Raw genomic sequence first — 15916 nt, forward strand, 5'->3', positions numbered from 1 at the left:
AAGAAGAGGATCAGTGGGTCTCGGCGGCCTGCTTCAGGGCGGGGGCCACGGAGACGGCCGGGGTCAGACGCGGGATGAACGTGCACTGCAGCGCATGGTACAGATCGGACTTGCCGGGCCACACGGTGCCGATGACGTGGTTGTCCTTGTCCAGCTGGTGGAACCATGAGCCGTGCTCGTGGTCGATGAGATACTCATCGATGTACTGCCAGAATGTGGCGTACCAGTCCTTGTACTCCTGCTTGCCGGTCACGGTGGCCAGCACGGCGGAGGTGTTCACGGATTCGGCGAGGGTCCAGTGCATGCGGTCGGTGACCACCGGGCGGCCCTCCCAATCGGTGGTGTAGGCCAGGCCGATCGTGCCGTCGGTGTTCCACGCATCCTCGAGCGCGCGGGCGAACAGATGCTCGGCGGCGTCGATCAGCGCGGCCTTCTGCTCATCGGAGCGGTCGCAGCTGGTGGCGAACTGGGTGATCAGGCGGGCCCACTCGATGCCGTGGCCGGGGGTGGCGCCGTACGGCTTGAACTGGTCGTCGGGCTTGCTGCGGTTGAATTCGAGGTCCGGGGCCCAATCGGCGGTGAAATGCTCGGGGATGCGCCAGGAGTTATGCGAGGCCCAGTCGACGACATGGTCGACAATGCGGCCGGCACGGGTGCGGTAGGTCTCGTCTCCGGTCACGTCGGCCACGGCGAGGAACGCCTCGACCGTGTGCATGTTGGCGTTGATGCCGCGGTACGGGTCCAGTTCGGTGAACTCGGTGTTCCAGGTGTCCACGGCCAGACCGTGCTCCTCATCCCAGAAGCGCGCGTTGTAGGTGTCGAGCGCCTCGGCGAGCAGCTCCTTGGCGCCGGGGCGGCCGATCAGGGTGGCCGAGGTGGCGGCGAGGATCACGAAGGCGTGCGTGTAGCAGACCTTGCCCGGCTCGGGGGTGCCGTCGACGGCGACGGACGGGTGCCAGCCGCCGTTCACGTCGTCATGCAGCGGGCCGCGCAGGCCGTCGAGGGCCTTGTCCACCAGCTCCTCGGCACCGGGCTCGCCGTGGATGGCGCCCAGGGAATAGACGTGCGCCATGCGGCAGGTGATCCAGGTCTGGATGCCCTGCGAGGGGTCGGGTTCGCCATGCTCGTCCAGCCAGTACGAGCCGCCGTTCGGGGCGGGGAAGCGATGTCCGAAGGCCAGGAGCTCGTTGCTTTCGGATTCAAGCAGGTCATGGTTCTCCGGGGAGCCGAACACATAGGATTCGAGTGAGTATGCGGTGGTCATCGGTGGATGGTCCTTCCGTGGAAACGTCGACAGCGACGGTAACTGCGTTAATGCGTTAATCATGTTAATACTAAAGCGCTTAAGACACGCCGGGGTGGTGATGTGTGAGGTGCGGTGGACGTATACGAGCGTACATGGGCGTATGGCGGCATACACCTATCCACCATGGGTTCCCCGTTAAGCATCTGGTGCGACTCATATCCGCCACCTTAAGACCATTCCAAAACACCTCAAATCGGCTGTGAAACCGGAAACCGGTAACTTGGCGCTATGGTCTGCAAGGTTGGTATATCAACGAAAAACCCGGCATGTCAGCGACATGCCGGGTTGGATATGTGGAGCTGCGGGGAATCGAACCCCGGTCCGGTGACCGTACCCACAATCTTCTACGTGCGTAGTCCGCTGGCCTTGCGGCTATTGTTCTGCCTCCACCTATATCGCGGACAACCGGTGGCAGGCCTATCTACAGTTCAAGTCCCTCAGACGCCCTGTGGCTCGGCGAACGAGGCAAGTCTCCTTAACGACGCCCGAACTCTTCCCGGAGACGCAGAAGAGCGGACGGAGCGACTGCTCGCTGGATTAATCCTGGCGCGAAGCTCAGGCAGCGAGAGCGAACTCAGTGCGGTTAGATTTAGCACTTATTGTTTCGCGGGGGACATCCACGAGCGGACCCCGCATTCTCGGCACGCTTCCCTGCAGCGAACAGGTCACCGTCGAAACCGATCAGCCCCTTGTTCAGTTATCAAACCTTGCCGGCTCATGGCCGGACTTTCCACAATAACCCCGTCGCCGGAGGAATGCAACTCGATGCGCTCCCAGTGAACCGGCCCTTCTGGTGCAGCTGCTTGGTGCTGCTGCGTCAGAAGGTTCAGTTGGTGCATGCGATCTGGCCCTTTTGGTGCAGCTGCTTGGTGCTGCTGCGACAGAAGGTTCAGTTGGAGCACATGATCTGGCCCTTCTGACGCAGTGGCTTGGCGCTACTGCACCAGAAGGGCCAGTTGGGCTGCGGCCAGATGCGCTGCGGCCGGCCGGGCTACGGCCTCCCAGGCTATGGCCGGCGAGGCCGCAGGCGGCGTGCGGCGCGTCTGGCGATCACTCGCCGTTGATGATCTGGCAGTAGTCCGGGATGCCTTCCTCGGGATAGGCCGGCCATGCGCCCTCCTGCGTGCAGACGAATGCGGAGGTGTTGACGGCCGCGCGGTGCGCCTCCTTCAGGGTGGCGCCGTTGAGCAGCTTGCCGGTGAAGGTGCCGGAGAAGGAGTCGCCGGCACCCACGGTGTCGGCCACCTCGACCCGCGGCGTGTTGATCGTGGAGGTCTCGCCGGTCTTCGACATGATGGTGCTGAACGAGGCGCCACCGGTCAGGATGACGTAATCGAGGTCGAACGTGTCGAGGAACCAGCGGCAGGCGTTGTCGTCGGAGGTGCCGCGGATGTCGAACATGTCGCGCAGCAGGAACAGCTCGTCGTCGTTGATCTTGAACACGGTGGCCTGTCCGAGCAGCTCCTCGATGAGCTCCTTGGAGTAGTGGTCGCCGCGCAGGTTGATGTCGAAGAACTTCATCGCGCCCTTCTTGGCGTGCTTGAGCAGCTCGATGATCGTGTCATGCGATTCGGGGGAGCGCAGGCCCAGCGTGCCGAAGCAGATGGCATCGGCCTTCTCGACGACCTCGATGAGCTGGCGCGTGTATAGGATGTGGTCCCAGGCCACGTTCTTGACGATCGTGTATTCGGGGATGCCGTTCTTGAGCGCCACGTCCACGGTTCCGGTGGGCCAGGCGTTGCGCTGGACCATCGAGTTGATGCCCGCGGCCTCGGTGGCGGCGAGCAGTTCGTCGCCGAGCTCGTCCTCGCCGACCGCGCTGATGGCCACGCCTTCGGCGCCGTTCATGGAGGCGTGGTAGATGAAGTTGACCGGAGCGCCGCCGGCGCGCTTGCCGGTGGGGAGCATATCCCACAGCAGTTCGCCGAGGGAGAGCACGATGGGCTTGGTCATGGATGGTTCCTTTCCTTGGTTGGTTGATTGATTGATGGGGTGGAAGATGCTGATGCCGCCGGTCAGGTGATGTCGAAGAACATCGAGGGGTGGTCCAGGAACTGGGTGATGGCCACGGCCGCGGCGCCGGTGACGGTCGCGTCCGCCGGCAGCGTCGACAGTCGGATGTCGGTGGCTTCGGCCACTTCGGGGGTGACCCGGCGTCGCACGATGTCCTTGACGACGTCGAGCAGGTGCTGTCCCGCACCGGCGACGATGTCGCCGAGGATGACGCGGGAGGGATTGGCCATGTTGCAGATGGTCACGCAGCCGTAACCGATGTACCGGCCGGCCTCGTCCACGATGGCCAGGGCCTGGCGGTCGCCGTTGTCCGCGAGCGCGAACAGCGCGTTGCAGGCCTGGCGATGGGTCATGTCGGCGCTGTCCGCGATGATGCCGGCCGCGTTGACGCGTTCGTGGATGGCGACGGCGGAGCAGTATCGTTCCAGGCAGCCGACGTTGCCGCAGTCGCAGGGCAGTCCGTTGACGTCCACGCTGGTGTGTCCGAGTTCGGTGGCGGTGCCCTGTGCGCCGTTGACGAGCCGGCCGTGGTCGATGACGCCGAGGCCCACGCCTTCGCCGAGCAGATAGTAGGCGAGGTTCTCGCTCTGCCCGTCCGGGGAGAACAGGTGCTGCGCCAGCACGCCGGCGCGGGCGTCCTGCTCCACGAACACCGGGACCCGGAATGCGCCGGCGAATTCCTGCTGGAAGTTGATGGTGCGCCAGCCCTGCATCGAGGAGACGACGGCGGTGTAGCCGACCTCGCGCAGATATGGTCCGGGGACGGCCATGCCGACGGCGATGATTGCGGGGTCGGCGTCGAGCAGGTCGTGGATTTTGCCGTGGATGGCCTGGATGGTCTGGGCGATGGTGTCGTCGCTGACGGTGGGCAGGTCCTCGAGGGACAGCGTGGCGCCGGCGAGGTCGAACACGCCGATCTGGACCAGGGTGCGTGCGAATTTGACGCCGATGACGTGGAACCGGGAGCCGTCGAGGTGCAGGCCGATGGAGCGGCGGTTCTTGCGTCCCTCCATGTCGCCGGTTTCCTCGATGATGCCGGCTTCGATGAGTCTTGCGGTGATCTTGGTGATGGCCGCGGGGGTGAGGGACAGCGCCTTGGCGATCTGCGCGCGCGAGCAGATGCCGTGGTGATAGAGGTGCTGGAGGATGCGGGAGCGGTTGGATTCCGATACCGAGGCCTGTGATGTGGCTTGGCTGGGCATGGGCACCTCCTTTGGGTCCATCGTTTCCTTCGTCGGCTTCAACGTTGTTTATATATTAACACGGTTAATGCAGTGTGTCAATCGTTTCTCATGCGTATCGGCGTGGGACGTCGATTCCTGGTGCGGTGGCGGCGTGGTACGCATTCGGGGATGGTAGCGTGGTGCCGTAGGCGCATGACAGTCACGAGAGTCAAAGGAGATACCATGACCGTGGAGATTGCCGTCCAGGACATCGACGGGGCCAGGGTGGCGTTGGACGAGGGAGCCGATCGCATCGAACTGTGCGTCGCATTGGGCGCCACGGGGGGCCTGACCCCGAGTTTCGCGCTGATCCAGGCGTGTGCGCATGTCGGGCTGCCGCACGGCGTGCAGGTGCTTGTCCGGCCGCGGGCCGGTTCGTTCGTGTTCGATGAATCGGAGAAGGTGGTGCAGCTGGGCGACGTGAGATCGGCGATCCTGGCCGGCGCGAGCGGCGTGGTCGTGGGCGGGCTGCGCGAGGACGGGACGATTGACGTGCCGTTCGCGACCGATCTGATCGAATGCGCGCGTGATGAGGGGCGGCGCTGCAACCGAAACGTGCAGGTGACCTTCCACCGTGCGTTCGATATGGTGCCCGACCAGTTCGCCGCGTTGGACACGTTGATCGAACTGGGATACACGCGCGTGCTCACTTCGGGCGGGGCGCCCACGGTGCCGCAGGGGCTGGATCGGCTGCGCGACCTGGTGCGCCATGCGTCGGGGCGCATCGAGATCCAGGCCGGCGGCGGCGTGACCCCGGAATCCATCGGCGCGATCCGCGCCGCGGGGGTCAATGCAATCCACCTGTCCGCCAAGACCCTGGTTCCCGCGTCAGGTGGCCCCGGTGGCGGCGGCGCCGCACCGCTGGAACGCACCGACCGGCAGATCGTCCGGGCGGCGGTGCAGGCCGCGCGTTGACCACGCGTCATCCGGTGTCGATGGCAACGGCCGGGTCCGTTCGGGCCCGGCCGTGTCGTAGTTCCGGGCCGTCTCGCCTGTCGGTCCGGCGGGGCCTTCAGACCCGGTGCAGATGGTCGCGCAGCACGGCGATCGTCTCCCCGCGCAGGGCGATGTCGCCGCCGAGCTGGCAGCGCCGGATGCCGGTGCGCGTACGGAACGACGACATGGTCGTCTCGTCCAGATGCCGTTGCGCGGCGGCGATGAGGTCGGTGTTGATGATGTCCGGCGGTCCGTAGACGCAGACGTCGGAGATGTCGAGCATGCCCACGGGCATGGCGAGCGCCTCTGCCAGATGGAGTCCCGCCTGTCCGAGGATCCGGCCGCGGGATTCGGGATGCTCCCGCAGCCGTTCGCCGAGCGTCGGCGCGGCGATGAGCCGTTCCAGGCAGCCTCGTTTGCCGCAGGGGCACTCCGGTCCCTGCGGGTCGATGGAGATGTGTCCGATCTCGCCGCCCGCATTGTTCTCGCCCATGACGGGGACGTCGTTGATCAGCACGGCGGTGCCGATGCCGCGGCGCATCCAGACGAACAGCAGGTTGGGGCCTCCCTGGCCGAAGCACCGTTCGGCCAGCATGCCGCTGGTCGCGTCGTTGTCGACGCTGACCGGCACGCCGAGCCGTTGTTCCAACGGACCGCGCAGGTCCACGTCCTGCCAGCCCAGCACGGTCGAACGGCGCACGATGCCATCGGCCACGACGCCGGGGGCCGCCACGCCGACGCCGATGACGCCGTCGGCTCGCGCCATCAGCCGTTCGGCCAGCTCGGCGATGTCCTCGATGGTGATGGCGTTGGCCGCCCCCAACGAGAGTTCGGCCCGCTCCACGATGACGCCGAGCAGGTTGGTGATCGCACCTTGGATGAAATGCGATTGCGACAGGTCGATGCTGATGACGTGCAGCCGCTCGGGGTCCACGCCGAGCAGCGTGCCGCGCTTGCCCTTGCCGGTGTTGTGCGCCAGCCCGCCCTCGCGGATCAGCCCCTCGTCCAGCATGCCGCCGACCACATCGGACACGGCGACGCGGGAGAGCCCGGTGCGACGCCCGATCTGCGCGCGGGAGAGTTCGGTGTCGGGAAACAGCAGGCCGAAGATCAACGCGCGGTTGTTGCGTCGCACGTCGGCCGGTTCGGCTTTGGCCGTCTGCCCGGGCGCACCGGGGACGGACAGGATGGAGGGGATCACGATCGGCTCCCCGTCAGCCTGTTCAGCCGCATCGCCAACGCCACCGAACCCACGTTGTAGCCGCTGCACGCGTAGACGCCGGTGGTGGGCCCGCCGTCGGCGGCGGGATGCACGGCGATGATCAGCGGCATCTTGTCCGGGTCGACGAAGGTGATGCGCGCCAGACGCGATGCGGTGGCCTCGTCGCAACGCCACAGCTCGAACGGTCGCGGCAGCCGGTCCATCATCCGCATGATCGGGTCGCTGGCGGGCGTCTGCGCGGGGCTGAGCGCCAGGATCGGCTCGACCTCGGTGTCCGCATGCTCCGTCAGGAACTCGCGAAGTTCGTCAAGCACATGGATGCTGGGTTCCGAACCGTTCGCGTCGAGGATGAACAGCACCGCGCGCCGGTCGCCCACCATCGCATCCAGCGGCGTGGCGGTGCCGTCGGGCGCGGTGAACGGCAGGTTCTCCAGCGGCAGGCGCTCCAGCAGATCGCTCTCGTCCGGCGTGCGCCAGCGCAGCCGCAGCGCGCAACCGTCCGGCGTGACTGTGAAGCCGTGCACCGCGGCCATCTGGTTGCCGTTCGGCAGGCGCACGGTGGTGATCGCCCTGTAGTCGCCGGGCTCGAGCATGACCCGCATCCCGTCGCCGTCCCATGGCAGCTCGGACAGGTCCAGGGAGACGTAATCCATGCCTCGCGGCGTGCGCTGCAACTGCCCGAGGGACCAATCCACCTGGTAACGGGGGACGTCCTCTCGTCCCTCGGCCGTGATGGTGCACGGCGCCATGGCGGCAACCGGGGCCTGCACGTCGGTCGCGGCGCCGGACTGCACGGTGACGAAACGCGATCCATCGAAATACTGCGGACGGAAGCCCTCGGGATCCAGCCGCGCGGGGATGCCCAACACGCGGCAGATGGCGACGAACGCGATCCTGCGATGCGCGGCGTCGCCCAGACCGCTGATCCACAGCGCGCTCGCGCTCGCGCAGGGGGCGTCGTCGTCGACGTCACGGACGCCGTTGTTGAGCCGCGCCCACAATTGCGCGGGATCCCGCCGGAACCGGGCCGTGAGGTCCGCGCCCACAAGGTCCTGCAGGAGGCGGTGGTCGGCGGTCAGCTCCTCGTTGAGCACACGCGGGTTCAACACGCAGTCGCGCCACAGGCCGGCGGCGCGCTCTCCGTCGAGCCGCGCCAGCGGGCCGGACATCGCGTAGTCGCGGATCCGGGCGGCCGCCTGCAGCGTATCCTCCAGCACGTCGTATCCGGTATCGCACAGGTCCTTGTCGGCCAGGGCCTGCAGCAGCGTCAGACGGTCGGGGTAGTCGTCCTGGTCCAGGAACCGGGCGAGGGTCGGCCAGTTGCCGCCGGCATGGCGCAGCAGCGCGTCCACGGCGGCGTGACCCCGCGCCGACTGCGCGGCGAAGCCGTCCAGCCGTGCCACCCTCATGGCCTCGGCCTGCAGCGCCCGTTGCGTGCCGGTGGCGCGTTCCTCGTCGCTCAGCGCGGCGCTGCGCGACTCCCCGGCCGCCGGCGCATGCAGGGTCAACGCCGTCCAATCCTCCGGCAGGCGGGGATCGGGGTCCTGCCCGGGGTGGAGCGGGGCCCCCAGCACGACCGTGGCCTGGTCGGTGGCGGCGGTGTCGACCAGCGTCTGCCCGAACAGGTCCGCCGTCGAGGCGTGGACGAGCAGCGAGCCGCGGCCCACCTGCAGTTCGGCGCGCCCCTGCGCATCGGTGCGCAGCCGGGCGATCGGCGTGAACTCCGCCATGTTGAGCAGCTCGAAACTGATCGCGGCGTCCGCGGCGGGGGTCCCGTCGGGGTGCGTCACCGTGACGGACAGGCGGGTGACGGGGGCGTAGGCGTCGGTGAGGTTCTCCAGCAGCGCGTCATCCTGCTCCCCGGCGGAGGCGCCGACGTCGACGGTGCCGGTGGAGTAGTCGCAGAACACGCGGGCGTGCACGAGCATGGCGCGGGCCGAGGCGCGGTCGAACCAGCCGCGGTCCAGCTGCTCCTCGGGCTCGCAGGCGCCCATGAACCGCCACACGCCGTCGACCATCGCCTCGACCCAGGCGTGGTTGTCGTCGCAGTGGGCCCAGCGCGGCGTGTAGACCTGTCGCGCGGGCACGCCGATGGCCCGCAGCGCGGTCACCAGCAGCGTGGACTCCTCGCCGCAGCGGCCGATGCCGCGGTTCAGCGCGCCCATCGGGCTGAGCGTGCGCCCGTCGGTGGGCGCGTAGGTGACGTGTTCGGCGCACCAGTAGTTGGTTTCGACAACCGCCCGTTCCATATCCAGCCCGGCGATGCGCGCGTCCAGCTCGCCGGCGATCGCGGGGCGGCAGGGCTCCAGCCGTTCGTTGTTGATGCGTGGCCAGAAGACGTAGTGGATGAAGACGTCTTCGGGCAGCGCGGCGGTCCAGGGGCGCGTGCGCCGCAGCATCAGCGCGTGGTCGGCGTATCCCCGCAGCGTTTCCGGGCTGCGGTCCAGGATGTCGGTGAGCGGCAGGGTGCCGATCATCAGCTCCATCAGGGCTCGCTGGTCGGCGTCGAGGTCCGGCAGCATCGCGTCGGCGGGGATCGTCCGTCCGTCGAGCGCCGTGATCCGGTCCTGATGGCATCGATGCGCGTACTCATGCAGCGCGGGGGAGATCAAGGGGGTGAGCATGGCCATGTCCTTGTGGTGGTTGATGGGTGGTGGTCGGTCGGATACTGGAATACTGTACGACGGACCATGCCTTATATGCCCATGTGGCGTCGCAGGTGGTAGTCTGCCTAATGACGCATATGCCGTGCGGGCGATGACGGTTCACGGCGGTGCGTGCGGAAGAAGACACCATCGGCAAGGAAATCTGATTGGGAGGAACCACTATGCATGAATACGTTGGCATCGACATCGGCGGTACCAAGATCGAGGCCGTCCTCGTGGACGAGCGCAACACCGTGCTCAACTCCTGCCGCATCCCGGCTCGTCCGGGGGCGCAGAACGTGTTGGACGACGTCATCGGCATCACGCGCCGTCTCGGCGGCGACCCGGTGGCGGTGGGCGTGGGGCTGCCCGGCCAGGTCGATTCCGTCACCGGTGTGGTGCGCGACATCGTGAATCTGGACATCGTCAAGCTCGAGCTGGGGCGCGAGGCTGGCAAGGCCCTGGGCGTGCCGGTGCAGGTTGAGAACGATGTCAACGCCGCCGCGCTGGGCGCCGTGGCGTTGATCGACGACCAGGTGTCGGCGGGGGACACGGTGGTGTTCCTGAATTTCGGCACCGGTCTGGCCGCCGGCGTGGTGCGCGACGGCCACGTGGAGCGCGGCTACAGCGGCTCCTACGGCGAGATCGGCCATCTGCCGGTCGACCCGAACAAGTTCCTGTGCAACTGCGGCCAGCGCGGCTGCCTGGAGACCGTCACCTCGGGCGGCTCCGTGGCCAAGCTGTGGCCGGGGCAGCCGCCGCTGCCCGATCTGATCGAGAAGGCGAAGGCCGGCGACCCTCGCGCCATCGAGGTGTTCTCCATCGTGCAGCATGGCCTGGCGGACACGGTTCAGGTGGTCGGGCAGGCGTATGACCCCAAGCTGATCGTCATGGGCGGAGGCATGGCCAAGACCGGCCGTCCGCTGCTCGACATGATCGTCGAGGAGCTGCGCCGCCGTGAGGAGACCAGCCACTTCATCACCTCGCTGCACCTGCCCGAGCGCCTGCGTCTGGCGCCGGTCGAGCAGCCGATTGGCGCCATCGGCGCCGCGCTGGCCGCTCCGCGCGGCTGAGCGCGCCGGTGACCTCCCGAGGGCCGCCTCCGCCGGATGGCGGGGCGGCCCTTCTGTTTCCGGATGCGCGGGCATGGGTCGCGACGCCATGCCCGCGTGGCGTGTCCGGGGTGGAGGACGCGTATCATGATTTATGACAAGGAAGTTAACGATTTGGCTTAACAGTCAAGTCGCAATCCGATAGAAGGTAAGGAAACATGCCGGAAATCATCATTGTTAAGAACGAAGCCGAAGCTGGTGACATCTACGCGCGTTGCGTGGCGGACCTCATCAAGTCCAAGCCGAATGCGGTGCTGGGCCTGGCCACCGGTTCCAGCCCGCTGGCCGCCTACCAGGCGCTGGCCAAGGTCATCGAAGCCGAGGGCATCGACGTCAGCCAGGTGCAGGGGTTCGCGCTCGACGAGTATCTGGGGCTGCCGCTGGACCATCCGGAGTCCTATCACGCCACCATCAACCGCACCGTCACCGTTCCGCTGGGACTTGACCCCGCCAAGGTGCACGTCCCCGGCGACGCGCTGGACGGTTGCCCGCTGGAGGACGGCGAGCGCATCGCCGGCGCCGGTGAGGCCTACGACGAGGCGATCGCCGCCGCCGGCGGCGTGGACGTGCAGATCCTCGGCATCGGCGCGGACGGGCATGTCGGATTCAACGAGCCCGGTTCGTCGCTGGCGTCCGGCACCCGCGTCAAGACGTTGGTGCAGCGGACCCGCGAGGACAACGCCCGGTTCTTCGACGGGGACATCGATCAGGTGCCCACCCACTGCATCACGCAGGGCATCGGCACGATCATGCGCGCCCGTCACCTGGTGCTGCTGGCGTTCGGCGAGGGCAAGGCCGAGGCGATCCGCCAGACCTGCGAGGGCGGTGTCTCCGCGTTCTGCCCGGCCAGCGCGCTGCAGCTGCACCCGCACGCCACGATCATCGTGGACGAGGCGGCCGCCTCCAAGCTGGAGCATAAGGACTACTATGAGTATGCCTACGCCCACAAGCCGGCGTGGCAGGGCATCTGAGCGGATCGGCGCGGATCCGGATTTCCCGAAGGAGCGGATATGGACCAGAACAGAATGGATATCGTCAGGCGTGTCACGGACGCCGTCGCGGGCGAACCGGAACGTATCGCCATCAGGGGCGCCCGCAAGGTGGACGCCCGCGGCGTGCTGGAGCATTGCTGGGTGACGTCGGCCAACGGCGTCATCACCGCCACCGGAACCAGTGATGAGGAGTTCGAACACGCCTGCCGCACCATCGCGATCGATCCCGCGGACGAGTCCTCGATCATCGAGGCCGACGGCCGTCTGCTCATCCCCGGATACGTCGACATCCACGCCCACGGTTCGTGGGAGCGCTCGTTCGACGATGGTCCCGAGGGCATCGACATCGCCCGCGCCGGCCATGCGGTGCACGGCACGACCCGGCAGGTGTGCTCGCTGATCACCAACCCGATCGACGTGATGTGCGAGAACCTGCGCAATGTGCGCGCCGCGATGGATCGCCGTCCGGACGTGCTGGGCTCGCATCTGGAGGGGCCGTTCCTCGCGCTCGCCCGCAAGGGCGCGCACGATCCGGAGTGCCTCAAGGACCCGGTGCCCGAGCTGGTGGACGAGTTGCTGGACGCCGCCGACGGCAGCCTGCGCCAGATCACCATCGCGCCGGAGCTGCCGCACGGCATCGGCGCGATCAGACAGTTCGCCGCCGCGGGCGTGGTGCCCGCCGTCGGCCACTGCGACGCCGACTATGCCATGGCCAAGCGCGGCTTCGACGCGGGCGCCGGCATCGTGACCCACATGTTCAACGCGATGAACGGCCTGCATCACCGCGAGCCCGGCCCGATCCCGGCGGCGGTCGAGGACCCGCGCGTGACGATCGAGATCATCAACGACGGCTTCCACGTGCAGGACCCGATGGTCCGGCTGGGCTTCGGCTTCGCGCCGCACCGCACGGCGTTCGTCACCGACGCGATGGCCGCCACCGACTGCCCGGACGGCCCGTACAAGCTCGGCGCGCTGGACGTGAACGTGGTCGACGGGCATGCCCGCCTGGTCTCCAACGGCGCGATCGCCGGCTCGACGCTGCTGCTGGAGGTGGCTGTGCGTCGCGCGGTCACCGTGCTCGGCATCTCCGCGGTGGATGCGGTGGAGGCCGCGACGCTGACGCCGGCGCGGACGTTCGGCTATGACCGTCCCAATCCGGTGACGGGAGCGCCGCTGGGCCTGGTGGCCCCGGGATACGCCGCCGACCTGCTGCTGACCGACCCGGCGACCTGGACCGTCGGCGAGGTGTGGTGCGCCGGCCGCAAGCTGCGCTAGGCTGTCGTTCGGTGCCGGCCGTCGCCGGCGTGATGTCCGCATGATGAGACCGATATGGGATCGAGTCTCATCATGCGGACTTTTTTCAAATTGGCGTTCGATGGGCCAAAAGGTTGGAAAATGGCGGTTCCTGCGTGGTCTGATCGGGTCGTGCGGCATGGAAACGAGGGGATTGGGGCGCTCCGGGGTAACGTGCGGCGTTTACGGTTTTGTGGTTAACGGGCACCGTTGGACGCACGCCAAAAGCGCGCGGAGGCCACCGGTGCCGATTGCCGAAAAGAAGAGAGGATTCATCGTGAATCGCAAGAAGATCATGGCCGTCGTGGCTTCCGTGGCCGCGGTGGCATCGCTCGCGGCCTGCGGCGTGAAGGATGAGGCCGCCCCGGCCGCCGGCGCGGATACCATCACCATCGGCACCACCGATAAGATCGTCAGCCTCGATCCGGCCGGATCGTACGACAACGGCTCCTACGCCGTGCAGATCCAGGTGTTCCCGTTCCTGTACGCCCAGGACTACAACACCTCCGAACTGAGCCCGGACATCGCCGCCGACGACGGCACCTGGAGCGAGGACGGCACCCAGTTCACCGTCAAGCTCAAGGAGGGCCTGAAGTTCGCCAACGGCAACGACCTGACCTCCTCCGACGTCAAGTTCTCGTTCGACCGCATCAAGACGATCGACGATCCGAACGGCCCGGTGTCGCTGCTGGCCAACATCGAGTCCATCGAGACCCCGGACGACACCACCGTGGTGTTCAACTCGGCGGTGCCCAATGACGTGACGCTCAAGCAGGTGCTCTCCAGCCCCGCCGGCCCGATCGTCGACGAGGACGTGTTCAGCGCGGACTCGCTCACCGACCCCGCCACCATCGTCGATGGCAACGCCTTCGCCGGCCCGTACACGCTGACCTCCTTCACGCTCAACGAGAACGTGTCCTATGCCAAGAACGACAGCTATGAAGGTCTGACCCCGGCCGAGAACGACACCGTGCAGGTCAAGTACTACGCCGACGCCTCCAACCTCAAGATGGACATCGAGCAGGGCACGATCGACGTGGCGTTCCGCTCGCTGACCGCCACCGACATCGAGGACCTCTCCAAGAACGACGAGGTCAAGATCGTCGACGGTCCCGGCGGCGAGGAGCGCTTCCTGTCCTTCAACTTCAAGATCCAGCCGTACGGCGAATCCCAGCCCGACGCCGATGCGGACAAGGCCAAGGCCGTGCGCCAGGCCGTGGCCGCGCTGATCGACCGCCAGGAGCTGTCCGACCGCGTCTACAAGGGCACCTACACCCCGATGTACTCCTACATCCCGGATGGTCTGGACGGCCATGAGGACACCCTGAAGGAGGCCTATGGCGACGGCGAGGGCAACCCGGACGCCGACCAGGCCGCGCAGATCCTCGCCGACGCCGGCGTCGAGACCCCGGTCGAACTGAACCTGCAGTACAACGGCGACCACTACGGCTCCAGCTCCGCCGATGAGTACGCGGCCATCAAGTCGCAGCTCGAGGCCGACGGCCTGTTCACCGTGGACCTGCAGCAGACCGAATGGACCCAGTACAGCGAGCAGCGCCTGGTCACCGACGAGTCCGACGGCTCCTACCCGGCCTACCAGCTCGGCTGGTTCCCGGACTATTCGGATCCGGACAACTACCTGTCCCCGTTCTTCCGTGAAGGCAACTTCGTCATGAACGGCTACTCGAACGAGGAAGTCAACACGCTGATCGTCAACCAGGCCGGCGAGCAGGATCACGACAAGCGCATGGAGATGCTCGGCCAGATCCAGGACATCGTGACCGATGAAGTGCCGACCATCCCGCTGCTGCAGGGCGCCCAGACCGCGGTGACCCGCACCAACATCGACGGTGTCGTGCTCGACGCGTCGTTCCGCTTCCGCTACTCCTCGGTGACCAAGTCCTGAGTCGGTCGCGGCAAGCCTGACCATCCCTGACCGCCGGTCCCGTCCTCTGTGTCGGGGCCGGCGTCACCGTTCATCATCCGGCATCCTGGCGGGCGCATCCCGCACGGAACCGGACGCATTCCCGATATCCATCATCCGCCTGTTAAGGAGTTCTTGCGTGTCCAACAGCAGTACGCAGGCCGGAACGGAGTCCCCCGCGCCGCAAGGTGCGCAGCAACCGGCCAAAGCCAGGAAGAACAGGCTGTCCGGGGGATTCTTCCGATTCGTCATCACCCGTTTCCTGCTCATCATCCCCACGGTGTTCATCCTCGTCACCGTCGTGTTCTTCGTCATGCGCGCCACCGGCGACCCGATCACCGCGGCGCAGGGCGGCCGTCTCAGCCCGGAGGAGCTGCAGCGGCGCATCCACGAGGCCGGCTACGACAGGCCGCTCATCGTGCAGTACGTCGACTATCTCGGCGACCTGCTGCACGGCGACCTGGGCACCACCGTCACCGACAACCAGCCGGTGATCTCCATCCTGACCCGGTACGGCGCCGCCACGTTCGAGCTGGCCATCCTGGCCCTGATCGTGGCCATGGTCGTCGGCATCCTGCTCGGCCGCGTGGCCGCGCACCACCGCGACCATCTCGCCGACGCGGGCATCCGCACCTTCGCCATCCTGTGCTACGCCACGCCGGTGTTCTTCCTGGGCCTGATGCTCAAGCTCATCTTCGCCGTGTGGCTCGGATGGCTGCCGTCCTCCGGCCGTGCCGACCTGTCCAGCATGGCGCAGTTCGACCGTCTGATCCAGCCCACCGGCTTCTACATCATCGACGCGCTGCAGCTGGGCGACATGACCGTGCTGGCCGACGTGCTGCGCCACGCCGTGCTGCCCGCCCTGGCACTGGGCCTGCTCACCGCCGGCGTGTTCATCCGCCTGGTGCGCACCAACGTCATCTCCACCTACAACTCCGGATACGTGGAGGCGGCCCGGTCGCGCGGCGTCAGCGAGAAGCGGCTGCTGTCCAAGCACGCCTGGCGTCCCGCGCTGATCCCGATCATCACGGTCATGGGCATGCAGATCGCCGTCATGCTGGCCGGCGCGGTGCTCACCGAAACCACCTTCGAATGGAAGGGTCTGGGCTTCATGCTGTCGAACTACCTGAAGGCCCGCGACTTCGTGGCCGTGCAGGGCATCGTCATCCTGATCGCGATCATCGTCTCGGTGGCCAACTTCATCGTCGACGTGATCAGCGCCCTCATCGATCCGAGAGTGAGGTACTGAC

Annotated in this window: 11 protein-coding genes and 1 other RNA gene; 6 read left to right on the forward strand and 6 right to left on the reverse strand. The window is 67.0% G+C overall.

Annotation, left to right across the window (positions count from 1 at the left end):
* Positions 1 to 10: 10 nt before the first annotated feature.
* From OU11_RS07515 to OU11_RS07525, 4 genes are all read right to left on the reverse strand, one after another.
* Complete coding sequence (locus OU11_RS07515) at positions 11 to 1264, reverse strand: AGE family epimerase/isomerase (protein ID WP_033515810.1); 1254 nt, start codon at positions 1262 to 1264, stop codon at positions 11 to 13.
* Positions 1265 to 1597: 333 nt separating this feature from the next.
* Positions 1598 to 1995, reverse strand: a transfer-messenger RNA (tmRNA) gene (gene ssrA / locus OU11_RS09050).
* Positions 1996 to 2356: 361 nt separating this feature from the next.
* Positions 2357 to 3259: a carbohydrate kinase family protein gene (locus OU11_RS07520; RefSeq protein WP_033515812.1), complete on the reverse strand. Its 903-nt coding sequence runs from the start codon at positions 3257 to 3259 to the stop codon at positions 2357 to 2359.
* A gap of 62 nt (positions 3260 to 3321) precedes the next feature.
* Positions 3322 to 4521 (reverse strand): ROK family transcriptional regulator, encoded by a 1200-nt coding sequence (locus OU11_RS07525; protein WP_033515813.1) that lies wholly within the window; start codon positions 4519 to 4521, stop codon positions 3322 to 3324.
* 204 nt (positions 4522 to 4725) lie between these two features.
* Between OU11_RS07525 and OU11_RS07530 the strand changes: the two genes are divergently transcribed.
* Positions 4726 to 5457 carry a copper homeostasis protein CutC gene (locus tag OU11_RS07530; RefSeq protein WP_033515815.1) on the forward strand — a complete coding sequence of 244 codons (732 nt, stop codon included), beginning with the start codon at positions 4726 to 4728 and terminating at the stop codon, positions 5455 to 5457.
* A 97-nt stretch (positions 5458 to 5554) separates the two neighbouring features.
* Here the strand turns inward: OU11_RS07530 and OU11_RS07535 are convergent, their stop codons facing one another.
* Complete coding sequence (locus OU11_RS07535) at positions 5555 to 6676, reverse strand: ROK family transcriptional regulator (protein WP_052122783.1); 1122 nt, start codon at positions 6674 to 6676, stop codon at positions 5555 to 5557.
* Entirely contained in the window at positions 6676 to 9324 is a 2649-nt protein-coding gene (locus tag OU11_RS07540) for a transglutaminase-like domain-containing protein (RefSeq protein WP_033515817.1), read from the reverse strand. Before OU11_RS07540 ends, OU11_RS07535 begins: the two co-directional genes overlap by 1 nt.
* Positions 9325 to 9527: 203 nt before the next feature.
* On the opposite strand from OU11_RS07540, the gene OU11_RS07545 reads away from it, so the two are divergent.
* The 5 genes from OU11_RS07545 to OU11_RS07565 all read left to right on the forward strand — a co-directional run bounded on the left by OU11_RS07545 (position 9528) and on the right by OU11_RS07565 (position 15915).
* A complete protein-coding gene (locus tag OU11_RS07545; RefSeq protein WP_033515818.1) occupies positions 9528 to 10418 on the forward strand; it encodes an ROK family protein in 891 nt (296 codons plus the stop codon).
* A 197-nt stretch (positions 10419 to 10615) separates the two neighbouring features.
* Positions 10616 to 11428, forward strand: a complete 813-nt coding sequence (gene nagB, locus OU11_RS07550; protein ID WP_033515819.1) for a glucosamine-6-phosphate deaminase — start codon at positions 10616 to 10618, stop codon at positions 11426 to 11428.
* Positions 11429 to 11467: 39 nt separating this feature from the next.
* Entirely contained in the window at positions 11468 to 12724 is a 1257-nt protein-coding gene (locus OU11_RS07555; RefSeq protein WP_033515820.1) for an N-acetylglucosamine-6-phosphate deacetylase, read from the forward strand.
* Between the two features lie 295 nt (positions 12725 to 13019).
* On the forward strand, positions 13020 to 14648 hold the full coding sequence (locus OU11_RS07560) for an ABC transporter substrate-binding protein (RefSeq protein ID WP_033515852.1): 1629 nt from the start codon (positions 13020 to 13022) through the stop codon (positions 14646 to 14648).
* Between the two features lie 241 nt (positions 14649 to 14889).
* Positions 14890 to 15915, forward strand: a complete 1026-nt coding sequence (locus tag OU11_RS07565) for an ABC transporter permease (RefSeq protein ID WP_223224078.1) — start codon at positions 14890 to 14892, stop codon at positions 15913 to 15915.
* Position 15916: the final 1 nt, after the last annotated feature.

Origin of the sequence: Bifidobacterium pullorum DSM 20433, assembly GCF_000771405.1 — a bacterium.
Classification (GTDB): Bacteria; Actinomycetota; Actinomycetes; order Actinomycetales; family Bifidobacteriaceae; genus Bifidobacterium; species Bifidobacterium pullorum.